This is a genomic window from Brevibacillus brevis (assembly GCF_022026395.1).
In the GTDB taxonomy this organism is placed as follows: domain Bacteria; phylum Bacillota; class Bacilli; order Brevibacillales; family Brevibacillaceae; genus Brevibacillus.
Genome location: NZ_CP041767.1, coordinates 3,146,236 through 3,161,401 on the forward strand (window position 1 = coordinate 3,146,236; position 15,166 = coordinate 3,161,401).

The following is a 15,166-nucleotide window of genomic DNA, read 5'->3' on the forward strand; positions in this document are numbered from 1 at the left end:
CAAATGACTCGTGATATTGTGATCACTGAAGTAGCGCTTCGAGATGGAAGCCATGCGATCAATCACCAGTTTACCGTGGAGCAAGTAGTCGAAGTGGCGCGCGCATTAGATGAAGCAAACGTACCGTATATTGAAGTCTCCCATGGAGATGGATTGGCCGGATCGTCCCTGCAATATGGTCTGTCCAGAACCCCCGAGCTGGAGCTGATCGAGGCTGCTGTTTCCGTTTGTAAACAAGCGAAAGTGGGCGTGCTCCTGCTGCCGGGAATCGGCACGATCAAAGATTTGAAGACAGCCTCAGGACTAGGGGTAGGCATGGCACGAATCGCCACACATGCGACCGAAGCGGACGTTTCCGCTCAGCATATTTATCAAGCGAAAGAGCTTGGCTTGACGACAGTTGGCTTTTTGATGATGGCGCATATGGCTGCTCCGGAAAAACTGGCGGAGCAAGCTGGACTCATGCAAAGCTATGGAGCCGATGTCGTGTACATCGTCGATTCTGCTGGCGTTCTGCTACCTGATCAAGCAGGGGAACGAGTCCGAGCATTGAAGCAATGTCTGAATATTCCCATTGGCTTCCATGCACACAATAATTTGTCTTTAGCCATGGCCAATACGCTCGTCGCCATTCAAGAGGGTGCCACCTGGATTGACGGCAGTGTTCGGTGCTTGGGTGCAGGTGCGGGCAATACACAGACCGAGGTTCTCCTAGCTGTGCTGGATCGAATGGGCATTCAGACGGGCGTCGATTTGTACAAAATGATGGATCTGGCGGAGGATATCGTGTCGCCGATTCTTCAAGTACCTCAGGAAATTACCAGAGACGCTCTCGTTCTCGGATACGCGGGTGTTTATTCCAGTTTCCGGCTTCATGCCGAGCGTGCAGCCAGGAAATTCGGTATCGATTCCCGGGATATTTTGATCGAGCTGGGAAAACGAAAGGTCGTGGGCGGACAAGAAGACATGATCTTGGATGTCGCAGCGGAAATCGCCCAACGGTACAGCTCTACCAAAATGATTTAGGGGGGATCAGCGTGCAATCGGAACTATTATACAAAAGGCTAGCTCAGAAGCTGGTGGATGCGGAGTTGAATAGGGAGGAGGTTGTGAAGCTGACAGCCGAATACCCCGATCTGACCGTGGAAGATGGATATCGTATCCAAAATGAGCTTGTCTCCCTCAAGCTTGAGCAGGGTCATCGAATCTTTGCCTCTAAAATGGGTTTGACCAGTCAGGCAAAAATGAAGCAGATGAATGTGCACGAACCGATTCGGGGCTATATTTTTGACTATATGAATATCGAGGACGGGATTCTGCCGATCAATGAATTGATTCATCCCAAGGTGGAAGCGGAAATTGCCTTTGTTTTGCGTGAGGATTTGGAAGGACCGGGCATCACGGAGGCTCATGTTCTGGCAGCCACTGACTATGTGGTTCCCGCTCTGGAGATTATCGACAGCAGGTATGCGCAGTTCCAGTTTACCTTGCCGGATGTCATTGCGGACAATACTTCGTCTTCCCGTGTATTTATCGGGTCGACATGGAGAAAGCCTGATGAACTTGAACTCGATTTGGTTGGCGTTACCCTTTCGATCAATGGCGAGCTCAAAGACTTGGGGGCTGGTGCGGCAGTTCTCGGTCATCCAGCCCGCTCAGTCGCAATGCTGGCGAATATGCTTGCTCGCGAAGGTCGCAAGCTGCAAAAGGGAGATTTGATTTTGTCCGGGGGCATTACCGGTTCCCATCAGCTACGGGAAGGAGATGTCGTAAGTGCCAAATGGGGTGGCCTCGGAAGTATGGAGTTCGTAGTGAAAATGGGTTAGGCAGTAAGGCGAAAAGCCGAGAAGAATGCAGGGAGTTATCCCGTATTCTCACGGCTTCTTTTTATGTTGGGAGCCGAATATTTTACCTCCATCTTGACAATCAGCGAAATTAGCGGCTATTATCTAACTAACGTTAGGTAGAAAATGGTGATAAAATGAATAAAAGCGAAGCAACACGACAAAAAATTCTTGAAACGACCACATGGTTGATCGGACAGTATGGAATTGAAAAAGCCTCCCTTTCCATGATTGCTCATTCTGTAGGCATACAGAAGCCATCCATCTATTATTATTACTCTTCGAAAGAGGAACTAATAGACGCTGTTTTCGCTTGGATTTTAGAAGGGTATAGTTTTGAACAATACTTTCAAATTCATGAGTATACGAAAAAGAATTTTGTAGAGAAGATGGTTCGTGACGGCTTGCAATTATTGGTTGAAGAGACTACAGATACACAAATGCTTGTTGTACAGGTATTAAATGAGTTTCTTATATATGGGAGCCGAGAATCTTCCCATAATAAAGAGTACCGATTAAAAATTAAGGCCGTACAGGAAGGCTTTATTGACGGTTTTTTTCGATTACTACAAAAAGGGGAAGAATTTGGTCATACGGATTCAAAAGGCTTGCGTGAAAAAGCATGTGTACTAGCGTTAACACTCGATAACTTATCAAATTATCCGTTGATTGGCATTCAACTGGATGTTTCAGCTGTATGGAGAGAAACCATTACAAGCGTATTATCTAAAAAAGGAGACTTTACATGAGTGAGAATCATACATTATTAAATTTTTCAAAAACGGACAAGATTATCTTGTGGCTTGGTTTCCCTCTTATCGGTTTAGTGTTCGGCTGGTTTCTTCCGAGTATTGCTAAATGGGGCAGTTCTTTGCCGTGGATACCTTTCCAGGGGCCCTTACAACTAATTGCCTCCTATAACGGAGCATGGGTAGGCATTGTTACTATGATCCTTGGCTTGATTGCAGGGATTGTCTTGACTCTACTCTCTTTTCATGAAAGCTTAGAAACGTCTGTATATGATGATAAAGTCACATGTAAAATTAGAGATGATGAAATTCTCTTCAAAAAGCAAGATATCTCCCTTGTATTTGTGGATAACAAGCAATTGGTGTTTTTAGGTAAAGATGAGAAAGAACTATTTCGTTGTAAGCAAGAGCTTCCGAAAAGCACAGTTGGTGCTGCATTTCGAAAACATCATTATGTTTGGAGCGATACGGATCCATTTCAACATGACTTTAAAATATGGGTTGTGGATTCTCCCGACCTATCTCCTGCTGTGAATGCTCTATTAAAAGCAAGGGGAATAGCAATTGAAAAAGGAGATGATAAGGAAGCTTTTCAATTGGCTCAAGAACTTTGGAAACTAAGAGTATCTGTAAAAGAAAAGGACAAAAGGCAATATTATCGATAAGATCAGCAGGTATTTCAATATTCTCGTCTTGTGAGGTTAAGCAGCTGTTTTACAGCTTTTTTGGGCACATTTCAGCTTGGAGGGTGAAAAATTACACCTTCGCTTTTTGATAGAGGATTTATTATCTCGATCATCGGAATTTAGGAGACCAACTACCTTTGTGATAATATAAGAAAAAATGAGACGAAGCGCTAGAGTTCTTTTAAATTTGAGGTGGCAACATGTTAAAACGGTTATTTGTATCAGGATACAAGGCTCACGAGCTTGGCATTTTCAATGAAAAAAATCCGGGCTTAGCGATAATTAAGAAAGCACTGAAGCGGGAACTCGCAAGATTCCTTGAAGAAGAATTGGAATGGGTCATCATATCAGGTCAACTAGGGGTAGAAATGTGGGCAGCCGAAACTGTTCTGGAATTGAAAAAGGAGTATCCGCATCTAAAACTGGCGGTAATTACTCCGTTTTTGAATCAAGAGGAAAAGTGGAAGGAAGAGACCCAGGATTACTACCGAAATATTGTGATGCAAGCTGATTATATCAATAGTGTCTATCAAACTCCTTATCAGGGAGCTTGGCAGCTTGGAGAGAAAGACAAATTCTTGCTAGCCAATTCTGACGGTATCTTGTTAGTTTACGATGAAGAAAACGAAGGCTCCCCGAAATTTCTAAGTAAGCTCGCCGCAAAAAAAGCGGATACGGGCGATTATCAGTTGTTTCGAATTAACGCATATGACTTACAGACCATAGCAGAGGAACAGCAACAAGAATTATACAATGACAACTTCTAATCAAACAGCGACAAACCTAGGATTTTTAGTCACAAACTTCCTCAAGCTTATAACGGCTGCCTTTTTCTAGTTTAAGGCCATAGAGTTTGGGGGCATCATATAGGAACTCCACAAAAAGGAACCGCAAAGCTAAAGTCAAAAAAGCCTTTCTGCCGGGACAACCGGATGGAAAGGCTTTTTTTGACTCCATGCATGAAATTCCTGCTACCCTCCTGTCCATGTCAGTTCGATCTGGTGCTGAACAAACATAAATCGTATTCGCCCCGGGAGGTTCGGCGGGTGCTCACTGGCGTTTTTGTGGGAATAAACTTGTCTAACTGGATAATACTACAGGAGGAAAAGAATACGATACTGCGGTAAACCAAAAGATGGTAAAACACAAAATTTCTGAAAATCTTGCCACTATCACTAACCTGCGCATGGATCATTCTTATCTGCCTGTACGCTTTTGCTAACGGTATCGAAGGGGAGAAGTGTAATGGGAAGTAAATGGATGTCTTTTGACATCGGATCATTTACGGGTACAATGACAGCCATTCTATTTTCAGGAATTCTAGCTCTTATTTTTTCAAGGTCGTTGCTGCAATGGATCATTGGCCGGTTCACGAAGCGGCTCATGAATGAACGGTATCCCGAAAACATTTGGGAAATGGTAACAGCACTGACTCGCCTGTCACCAAGAATTGTGATTGAAAATAGCTTGCGCGCTTCAGAAGGGGCAGTTATAGAAAGACCATTTGGGAGTCCGCGTAAATTTCTTACTTACGACGGACTTATCTTTTCACCGGCACAACTGGCCACGTTAGTTACCCCTGAAGATGTAGATGTAGATATGCGGATTACCATCGGGCCTCAGGCAAAAAAACCTTTATCTCTGGAAATACCCATTATGGCAGGAGGAATGGGATATGGGATTGGTGTGTCAGAGAAAGCAAAGATAGCGATTGCAAAAGGAACCGCTGCGGTCGGCACTTTAACAAATACGGGTGAAGGGGGATTTTTACCCGAAGAGAGACAAAACGCCAAACATTTAATTATTCAATACCACAGCGGCAAGTGGTCAAAAGAGCCAGAAATTCTCAAACAGGCCGATGCGATTGAAATCCATATCGGCCAAGGAGCCATTGCGGGTGCGGCAACTTTTATCCCTTCGGAGTACGTTCAAGGAAGAGCCAGAAAAATCTTGAAGGTGGAGAATGATGATTATGTCGTCATTCCTTCCAGGCATAAGGATATCAATAAACCACAAGATCTTCGCAAAGTAGTTGATCATCTGCGCGCCCTTACTGGTGGAATCCCCATTGGAGTTAAAATATGTGCAAGCGCAAAGATTGAAGCCGATTTGGAAGTCGCCATTTTTGCTGGGGTTGATTTTGTAAGCATTGACGGCGGACAGGCAGGATCTAAGGGCGGACCTCCCATCCTGGAAGACGATTTTGGAATCCCCACCATTTATGCTGTTTCACGTGCCGTACAATACTTACAAAAACGCGGGGTGAAGGAAAGAATTACCTTGTTAAGCGGAGGAGGATACTTCACGCCATCTGATTGCCTAAAAGCATTTGCGTTAGGTGTTGATGGTGTCTATATGGGGACGGCTCTCTTGTGGGCAATGACGCATGATCAGGTAACAAAAGCAGTTCCTTGGGAACCTCCTACTCAACTTGTTTTTTATCCAGGAAGTTTAACTGCTCAATTTGATGAGCAAGAAGCAGCAAAGTATTTAGAGAACTTTCTTACGTCGTTTGTGGAAGAAATGAAGGTCGCAATTCTTGCATTGGGAAAAACATCTGTTCATCAAGTTGGCGTTGATGATCTTGCAGCCCTTGATGAATTGACGAGCAAGATAACAAAAGTTCCTCTTGCCTATGAACCGTATATCCCGACAAAAGAGTTTATGGAATCGCTTTTGGTTCCGAGCGAGAATGACAGTGATCAATCGATGCCTGATCCCTCCGAACAGAGTAACGAAAACAAGAAGAAGCAGTTTTTCTTAAAACATAGAAACCGCTTGAAAACAACTCAGACCAGATCGGATCCAAAGTAGTGGGGAGGATTTGCTGTCCAAAAATTAATACGTAAACCACCAGGTGCGAAATTATTTCAGGAAGGGCTAGTATAAATGGACTTTGCTGGGCACGGGCAGAACTGTATGGCAAGTTCAGTGAAAAGGAAATAGTGGTAGGCTTTACGAAAGAAAGCGAAGCTACCGACTAATAGAAAACAAGCTGATGTTGAAAACCAACGGCATCAGCTTGTTTCCTTTAAATGACTACGAGCAGCAATAGAAAGATAACTTCAAAGCCTTTATATGTATGCCAAAGCTATCTACACAGCGATACCCAAGATCATCTGCAACAGCTCAAAAAAATCTTGACAGACCCTCTGTTCATGAATCTATTGAATTACTTCAGCAAACGAATCGTCAAGAATTTGTATGGCTTTCTCTAACTCTTCTTCTGTTATCGTAAGTGGAGGACATAATTGAATAACATTCCCTTTTGATACTTTGAAACTTAATCCTTTTTTTAAACATGTATACATGATCCGATCAGCTTCTTCATATGCACGTTCTTTGGAGGTGCGATCTTTGACAAGTTCAACGGCAAAAAGAAGTCCAATCCCGCGAATATCCCCAATTTGTATATATTTTTCTTTCAGTTCATTTAATCGTTTGTTTAATAATTGTTCAAGATAGGCTGTGCGCTCTACCAAATTATTATCTTTTAGATATGATATAACAGCGGATGAAGCAGCTGCACCAACTGGACTTTTCTCATGTGTATAATGACCTAGAGCTGTCTCAGATGCAATATCAAGCTCTTCCTTTGCAAGCATAGCTGCCAATGGAAACACCCCACCGCCGAGTCCTTTCCCTAACACGACAATATCGGGAATAATATCGTAATGTTCATAAGCAAACATTTTTCCTGTTCTACCAAGACCAATAGGTGTTTCATCAAGAATAAGAAGCACACCATGTCGATCACAAACACGGCGAAGTTCTTGATAGAACACTTTTGGTGGGATTTGAACATCTGTATTTCGAATAGTCTCCATCACAATTGCGCCAATTTCCCCATCTTTTTCAATCGTGTATTCAATATACTTAACCAGTTGGATAGGATCACCTGAATGTCCTTCCCATAAAGGACGATATGAATCAATGGAAGGTACGTGAATTGTACCAGGCAGTAACGGTTCTAAACCTTTACGAAAGAGTTTCTCACCCCCAATTGAAATGGCATCAAGTGACGCACCGTGAAAAGAATCCCACATCGAAATCACTTTATGCTTTCCAGTTGCTAGGCGTGCAAGCTTTAGGGCCATACCGATCGCCGAAGTAGCTCCAGGTGCAAACAGTACCTTCGACAGTTGATTGTCTGTTAATGAAGTCAGTTCTTTTGCAAGTTGAACAGCCCATTTATTTGTATATCTGCGAGGTGAAAACGGAAGCAAATCTAATGCGTCTTTCATTGCCTTTATAACAGCTGGATTGCGATAGCCAACTTGATGGACGGCGTTACCATGAAAATCCATGATGTCTCGACCTTGTTCATCTGTTAGAAATATTCCTTCACATTCCGAAACAACATTAAGACATGGTGTCGATAATGACTGATGTAAAAAATAACGCTTGTCATCCTCTAAAATCTGTTTCGTTTGATCATTAAGGTAAGAATTCTGCCATTCATTTCTACTACGTGAATGATTGACATCCCCTTCAGATAAGATGAAATGATTTTTCTCCTTCATATTCAATCTCCTTTCCTAATGAAAAAGTTCTTACTAAATAAATTGTTTTGAATAAAACGTAGGGTAGGAATCTTTTCATTCACGATCAGTTGTTATTTCATGTGATTTCAAATTAGTGATATCACCAATGCAATCATATAAAAAGATTGTTAAGCTCATGCTAATTCAATGTAATTATTGTGTTTTTGGTTGTATTTGTGTGTTTTTGTGTTGTTTTAAGCTACTTTATGCCTCAATAGGTTATATCTGTGCGATATGGTTTCGAAAGGAAATATGAATCCGTCAACAAACGGAAGCAAACTAGAAATGATAAGCATACCGTTTGCAATGAAGAGGATTTCGACCACATCGATATCCCATTTTTATCACACAAATCGAGTATAGAATGCTTATGAAATCCAATTTCAAGGAGGTTACTATGAAGAAGGTTGCAAGTATTCTTTCAATCGTAATTAGCACCTTGATGGTCGGTTCTTTTGGCGGTCAATACGCAATGGCACAAGTACATCCGATGGTCCACTCGCCTATATCCATGATAAATGTACCTATATCTCCTTGGGACTATCAAAAGCGTCTAGGAAAAGGGATAGATGTGGATTGGTCAAAAACAAGCAAGGGCAGATTGTATTATTCATCCCAGACCGTCCAAGACTTCAAGGAAGCGGGAGTTTCTCATGTCCGCATTCGTATTGCTGATCAAGCGGATGAGAAACTATTGCAAGGTCTAGACAAGCAAATCGAGGATTGCCTCAATGCGGGGATCATACCCATCATTGCCTATCAAGCTGATGAATTTAAAAATGAACCTACCGAGCAAAATATTCAATTGGTAGTGGATTGGTGGACGAAGGTTGCCGAACGTTATAAAGATACATCTCATCTTCTTGCTTTCGATCTGTTAATCGAGGCAACGGATGCACTAAATAAGCAACCTGAAAAACTCAATCAAATTTTTGAAAGGTTGGTTACTGAAATCAGAAAAACAAATCCAACTCGAATCATCATGATTTCGCCACGCCTTCGCTCTGACGCAGATTATTTGAAAGAGCTCGTCATTCCATCACAGCACAATAACTACCTGATGGCAGAATGGCATTTTTATGCGTCCGGTCCAAGTAAAACGAATGAAAGAAAGCTATGGACAACAGGAACAGATGCAGAGAAGAAATTAATAACGGATAAAATTAATACCGCCCTAGAGTGGCAAACAGCACAGAAGATCCCAACCTGGGTAGGTGCCTGGATGCCTGGAAATTACAATGACGGCAATGATTACAGCATTGAGGAACAAACTGTATTTGCAAAATTTATGACGTCACAGTTGAAGGCAGCAGGCATCCCTTTTGCTGTCAACTCGGACACAAAATATTACGATCGGGAGAACAATAGCTGGATTGAAACTATGCAACCTGTTTTCAACACCATTTTTCATGGAACACCCCCATCCGGTAAGCCCAACGATTCGACCGAAATCCCCCAAAAACCTGATATGCCAAATGTGCATGTCGGATTTAATGCAAAGGGCAGTCTAGATATTGAGGGACAATCGCGTTTTTTGCGGGAGCAGTTGCATGCTATGAAGAAGCAAGGTATCAAAACAGAAAAGATATGGTTGCGTCTTCAAGGTGGTAGTATCTCCCAAAAAACATACCCGAAGGATTGGTCTGATAAAGATATTCGCCAATGGGCAACAATTCAGAAGGAATTCGGCGTTCCGCTTGTCTTTGTGGTAAATTTCAATGATTCGCCCGAAAATCAATTAAAATTTTTTAAACGGCTACAGGATCATGGTTTGAATTTCTCCTTTATCGAACTTGGAAACGAGCAGTATTTACCAAAGTTTGCTGAATCAGAAGTAGGTGAGTTTAAGCAAGTTACCAAAAGAACCGCTGAAATGACACCGCAAAAATATATAAAAATGAGTAATGAGTACATCAAGGCGTTTACATCCATTGGCTTGCCTTTTTATGTGCAATTTGCTCCCGAGAAAGTAGACAAGATAATAACTGGGGTCTGGAATAACGCGATAGCACAGGCGATAAACGATCATGTCTTTTTAACAGAAAATATTCACGGGACGATTCATTTATATGAAAGAGATGGAGACGGTAGCCTGAATGCCAAGCAAATTGGAGAAGTGAAAAGACTTGTCAATCGCCCGATGAACATAGCCATTACGGAATTCGGAGTAGTCGATAAACGCGGCAAACTGTCTATGCAACAACTCATTGCACAAGAGAAAAATTTGACAACGAGAATTTTGCATCAACTTGAAAAAGGCGATTTGCTTTTGAATCAAGTGCTGTATACAGATTATAAAGAGGTTGGAGCAGCAGTACTCCATCCCAAATACGATGGAATAACACCGAAAGGAAAAGCGATCATGGAGCTTTTCAAAAAGCTCTGGTAAGCTTGTATAATGACGTGGCAAAACTTGCTGAATACAGAAAGAGCCTACCCGCTCAAATGACACAAAGTCAGCTCCTAACTACTCTGGTTACCGTCATGCAATTGAAAGAAAAGGCACCTCTGGCCAGCAGACCAACCAATTGGAAACATTCGTACAACTGGACAAACAACCGGGATACATTTACATTTCGAGGTTCTTGTAGCAGGGGGGGTACACCTTGAACAAAAGATTGTGCAATGCTACCATAATATTAAATACAAAATATTATTTTGATTGAGGTGAACGATGATTACTCGCAAATACGACTCATTAAAAGACCACGTATACAAATATATTGCTTCGCGAATCCAGAATGGAACATTGCTGCCAAATCACAAGATTAATGAAGCAGAGATCTGTGAAAAGCTGGAGGTCAGCAGGACTCCCGTTCGGGAAGCACTCATCCAGTTGTCCTCGGATAATCTCCTGGAGTATATTCCGAGACGCGGCTTTCTCGTAAAGGAACTAAATACGAAAGAAAAGTTGGATGTATTCGCCGTCATTGGTTCATTGGATGCCTTGGCTGCACGGTTGTCAATGGAGTTTATCACGGACAGTGATATGTCCATGATGGAGGAGTATATACGGAAAATTGATGTGTCGATCCAAGAGAACAATTACGATGATTATCAAAAATATCAAACCGCTTTCCATAAGGTGTACATCGACAAGTGCAACAACCATACACTGATTACGATGATGGAATCATTGCAAAACAGTTTTATTCGGCAGTCCTATTTGAGCAACGACTCGGAAAAACTGTATGTCATCTTAAAACAAATGAACGACCAACATAAACAGATCTTGCGTTATTTTAAAGAACGAGATTCAGATGCTTTGGCGAACTTGATCCAATTCCATCACTGGAAGATTGAGCATCCTGAGATGATTTAATAGAAATAAGTTTGACTGGTCGACAAGAGTAGTAACAACTCTTGTCGTTTTTATAAATAAAAAAATTAAGACTATTGTGTTTTCTAGAAACGAATAATACAATACAAAATATACAATATACTAAACACAAAAAACATCACGAATGTTCATCATTGAATAGGAGGTGTTTACCAATGATTATATTATATATTGTATATTGTATATTCTTTACATGAGTTAAGTTATTTCTACAAAAGTGGAGGCAAAAATGAAAAAAATCGATAATTCCAACAGTCTAATGGGTACAAAAACGGTTTGGGCTGGCGAAAAGGAGTTTAGTGTTTTTGGTTCTACACAAGTCCCTGTCGTGTTAAGTGTAGCTTATGGATATGATGATGTGGATGAATGGTATGACGTAGCGATCGGGAATAAACCAGGCCATATATACAATCGCATGACCAACCCAACTGTTCAGGCCTTTGAAGAAAAACTGAGAACGCTGGAAGGGGCCGAGCGAGCTATAGCGTTTTCATCCGGCATGGCTGCGATCAGCAGTACTTTGTATACATTTTTACGACCAGGTGACAGGGTGGTCTCCATAAAAGATACGTACGGAGGTACGAACAAAATTTTCACTGAATTTTTGCCCAATATTAATGTTGATGTTGTTTTGTGCAACACCGGCAATCAAGAAGAAATTGAAACAGAAATTCAAAAGGGCTGCCAGTTACTTTATTTGGAATCACCAACGAATCCGACATTGAAAATTGTGGACATCGAGCATTTGGCCAAGCTAGCAAAATCAGTCGGGGCATTGGTTGTTATCGACAATACGATTGCGACCCCTATAAATCAAAATCCGCTTCTACTCGGTGTTGATCTCGTTATTCACAGCGCCACCAAATTTTTAAGCGGGCATGCGGACGCATTGGGCGGAGTCGTTTGCGGTTCTCAGCAGTTGATGGAAAAAGTGTATCACTACAGAGAAATAAATGGAGCAACGATGGATCCTTGGTCCGCCTACCTCATTTTGCGGGGGATGAAAACATTAAAGCTCAGGGTAGAGCAGCAAGCGAAAAGCGCGATGGAAGTTGCCCGATTCCTGCAAAAACAAGAGTGCGTGGAAGCTGTCTATTATCCGGGATTAGAAAGCCACAAAAATCATGAGGTCGCCAAACGGCAGATGAGTGGATTCGGGGGTATTCTTAGTTTTGTTCTGAAAGGTGAAATGGAGGCGATTAAAGTTTTTTTGCCTCATTTGCGGTTAGGAAACCGGGCGGGAAATTTGGGTGCTGTCGAGACGATTTATGGCCCAGCTAGGACGACCAGCCATGTGGAATGCACGCTTGAGGAGAGGATGGCCTTGGGGATTTCTGAAGGATTGGTTCGTATGTCGGTTGGGATTGAAGATACGGAAGATTTGATTTCGGATCTCGAACAGGCATTGAACTATTTGGCTTCACAGATGAACAAAACAGCATTGTAGGAGGATCGAATCAGAATGACACACAAAGTAGCATTACTCGGTTTTGGAGTGGTAGGACAAGGATTGGCGGAAATTTTGGAAACGAAAGCGGACGCTTTATACGCAAATGTAGGTTTCGAGGCGAAAGTAGTAGCGATTTCTGATCTGATGAAAGGCTCCCTCTATCATCCAGACGGTCTGGATCTCTCTTTGGCTTTACGTATTGTGGGCGAAACGGGCAGTTTGCAGGGCTACCCTGATACCCCTGGCTTAATCAAAGGCTGGGACAGCTTTCAAACGATTAGGGAAAGCAATGCGGATACGATCGTAGAAATGACGTTCACGGATATTAAAACAGGTCAGCCAGCGATCGATCATTGTAAGGCTGCCTTTGAAAGTAAGAAAAATATCGTGATGAGCAACAAAGGACCCGTTTCTCTGGCATTCCGAGAGTTGGAGACAGTAGCAAAACAAAACGGGGTTCGCTGGTGCTATGAAGGAACAGTTATGAGTGGAACGCCATCCATCCGTATGCCACTCGTTTCATTGGTAGGTAACGACATCTCCGAAATTCGCGGAATTCTCAATGGAACAACAAACTATATCCTCACTAGGATGGAGGAAGGATTGACCTATGAGGACGCCTTGGCAGAAGCGCAATCTCTCGGGTATGCAGAGGCAGATCCGCGAAACGATGTCGAAGGCTTTGATGCTCAATATAAAGTAACGATTTTGGCAAACACGATCATGAACGCTCATATTCAAAGAGACGAGATCGCGCGTGAAGGAATTTCGAAACTTACCCCACAAGACATTCAATGGGCAAAAGAAAATAAGAAAAGATGGAAGCTGATCGCACGAGTTGTTAAAGAAGGGGAGCATGTAATGGCAAAGGTTGGTCCCGAAGCAATCCCGTTAACCGACCCGTTGGCAGGCGTATTAGGGGCGCAAAACGCGATCACCTATTACTGCGATTTGGCAGGTCCGATTACGCTTATCGGTGCAGGAGCTGGACGCACAGAGACTGGCTTCTCTATTCTCATTGATTTGATCAACATTAGCCGTGGCCAATTGTAGGGCAAAAGAAATTCGACTGGAGGTCTATACTTGATGATGACGGAAACTTTCATTAAAAAAAAGATGTTTCTAGCTGGGAAGTGGGTATCCCGCGATAAAGAAATGAACGTTCATAATCCGCATGATAATAGCATCATTGCAACGGTGCCGGCTGCTAATGAGGACGACGTACTGTTCGCCATTGAAGAGGCAAAAGATGGACAAACGATAGCGGCGGCCATTCCAGTGCATGAGCGGATGGCTATCATCCATCGTGCCGCTGATTGGATTTCCGAGAACAAAGAACTATATGCGAAGGTCATTGCTCTTGAGGGAAGTAAAACGATCCGGGAAGCAAGAAAGGAAGTAAGGCGTTGTGTAGAGACATTGCGGATCAGTGCGGAAGAAGCGAGACGAATTTACGGAGAAACGATACAATTTGACCAAATGCCAGGCAGCGAAAATCGCGTCGGCTATTACTACCGTTTTCCGATTGGCATCATTACTGCCATCACACCGTTTAACGATCCGTTAAACCTCGTCGCACACAAAATCGGACCCGCGATTGCTGCTGGAAATGCCATTATTGTCAAACCTGCGCCAACGACACCTTTGAGTGCCTTGCTGCTTGCAGAAGCATTTGATAGAGCGGGACTTCCTCCGAAGGTGCTCTCCATTATTACTGGCTTTACGAATGACATGGGGGAGGCATTAATCACTCATCCGGCAATTCGAATGATTTCGTTTACAGGTGGGCTAGCTACTGGAGAAGCGATCATGAAAAAAGCCGGGCTAAAAAAGATGAGCATGGAGCTAGGCTCAAACTCACCCGTCATCGTCTTGAAAGATGCTGATTTGGAACTAGCGGTAGAGTCGTCTGTGTCGGGTGCGTTTTGGGCAGCTGGTCAAAATTGTCTAGGAGTACAGCGCATTTATGCACAGGAAGAAATTTATGATGAATTCGTTGATCGGTTCGTCACGCTTACGAAACAATACCGAGTCGGAGACAAATTATCGGAAGAAACCGATATGGGTCCCATGATCTCGGAAAACGAAGCGAAACGAGTTGAGAATTGGGTGACTGAAGCGGTGCAGAAAGGTGCGACGCTGCTTTGCGGGGGGATACGTAACGGTGCCTATTACGAACCGACCGTATTAATCAATGTGCCGGCAAATTGCAAGATTGCGAAGGATGAAGTATTTGGTCCGGTCGTTTCTATTTTCAAGGTCGCGGATTTGGATACTGCTATACGTGAAGCGAACCAAGTACCTTTCGGACTTCAAGCTGGCATTTTCACACGTGAAGTGGACAAGGCATTTTCTGCTATTTACAAGCTAGAAGTGGGAGGTGTTATGATTAACGATAGTTCTGATTACCGTATCGATGCGATGCCGTTCGGGGGCGTGAAAGGATCGGGAATCGGTCGTGAGGGAATTGCCTTTGCCCTGCAAGAAATGACCGAACCGAAAGTAGTATGCTTCAGACTTTTAAAGTAACAGGGAACCACCATGCCTGAAAAA

The 15,166-nt window shown here is 42.9% G+C and carries 12 protein-coding genes; 11 read left to right on the forward strand and 1 reads right to left on the reverse strand.

Going from position 1 to position 15,166, the window contains the following annotated elements; translation table 11 throughout:
- Nucleotides 1–3 precede the first annotated feature (3 nt).
- The 6 genes from dmpG to FO446_RS15030 all read left to right on the forward strand — a co-directional run bounded on the left by dmpG (nt 4) and on the right by FO446_RS15030 (nt 6,093).
- Nucleotides 4–1,026: a 4-hydroxy-2-oxovalerate aldolase gene (gene dmpG / locus FO446_RS15005; protein ID WP_237898379.1), complete on the forward strand. Its 1,023-nt coding sequence runs from the start codon at nt 4–6 to the stop codon at nt 1,024–1,026.
- A gap of 11 nt (nt 1,027–1,037) precedes the next feature.
- Nucleotides 1,038–1,826, forward strand: coding sequence for a 2-keto-4-pentenoate hydratase (locus FO446_RS15010; RefSeq protein ID WP_237898380.1), 789 nt, complete (start codon nt 1,038–1,040; stop codon nt 1,824–1,826).
- A gap of 155 nt (nt 1,827–1,981) precedes the next feature.
- Nucleotides 1,982–2,593: a TetR/AcrR family transcriptional regulator gene (locus FO446_RS15015; RefSeq protein ID WP_237898381.1), complete on the forward strand. Its 612-nt coding sequence runs from the start codon at nt 1,982–1,984 to the stop codon at nt 2,591–2,593.
- A complete protein-coding gene (locus FO446_RS15020) occupies nt 2,590–3,258 on the forward strand; it encodes a YqeB family protein (protein WP_173607667.1) in 669 nt (222 codons plus the stop codon). Before FO446_RS15015 ends, FO446_RS15020 begins: the two co-directional genes overlap by 4 nt.
- Nucleotides 3,259–3,479: 221 nt before the next feature.
- A complete protein-coding gene (locus tag FO446_RS15025) occupies nt 3,480–4,046 on the forward strand; it encodes an SLOG family protein (protein WP_173607668.1) in 567 nt (188 codons plus the stop codon).
- Between the two features lie 478 nt (nt 4,047–4,524).
- Entirely contained in the window at nt 4,525–6,093 is a 1,569-nt protein-coding gene (locus FO446_RS15030; protein ID WP_237898382.1) for an FMN-binding glutamate synthase family protein, read from the forward strand.
- 350 nt (nt 6,094–6,443) lie between these two features.
- Here the strand turns inward: FO446_RS15030 and FO446_RS15035 are convergent, their stop codons facing one another.
- On the reverse strand, nt 6,444–7,802 hold the full coding sequence (locus FO446_RS15035; protein ID WP_237898383.1) for a (R)-1-hydroxy-2-aminoethylphosphonate ammonia-lyase: 1,359 nt from the start codon (nt 7,800–7,802) through the stop codon (nt 6,444–6,446).
- Between the two features lie 418 nt (nt 7,803–8,220).
- Here FO446_RS15035 and FO446_RS15040 point away from each other — a divergent pair, with 418 nt between their 5' ends.
- The 5 genes from FO446_RS15040 (at nt 8,221) to FO446_RS15060 (ending at nt 15,142) form a co-directional block, all read left to right on the forward strand.
- Nucleotides 8,221–10,212, forward strand: a complete 1,992-nt coding sequence (locus tag FO446_RS15040; protein WP_237898384.1) for a glycoside hydrolase family 5 protein — start codon at nt 8,221–8,223, stop codon at nt 10,210–10,212.
- A gap of 285 nt (nt 10,213–10,497) precedes the next feature.
- Nucleotides 10,498–11,145, forward strand: coding sequence for a GntR family transcriptional regulator (locus FO446_RS15045; protein WP_015891312.1), 648 nt, complete (start codon nt 10,498–10,500; stop codon nt 11,143–11,145).
- Between the two features lie 247 nt (nt 11,146–11,392).
- The gene (locus tag FO446_RS15050; RefSeq protein ID WP_173607672.1) at nt 11,393–12,610 is read left to right on the forward strand and encodes a cystathionine gamma-synthase family protein; all 1,218 of its coding nucleotides are present in this window, start codon (nt 11,393–11,395) and stop codon (nt 12,608–12,610) included.
- A gap of 15 nt (nt 12,611–12,625) precedes the next feature.
- Complete coding sequence (locus FO446_RS15055) at nt 12,626–13,666, forward strand: homoserine dehydrogenase (RefSeq protein WP_015891314.1); 1,041 nt, start codon at nt 12,626–12,628, stop codon at nt 13,664–13,666.
- A gap of 33 nt (nt 13,667–13,699) precedes the next feature.
- Nucleotides 13,700–15,142, forward strand: a complete 1,443-nt coding sequence (locus FO446_RS15060) for an aldehyde dehydrogenase family protein (RefSeq protein WP_173607673.1) — start codon at nt 13,700–13,702, stop codon at nt 15,140–15,142.
- Nucleotides 15,143–15,166: the final 24 nt, after the last annotated feature.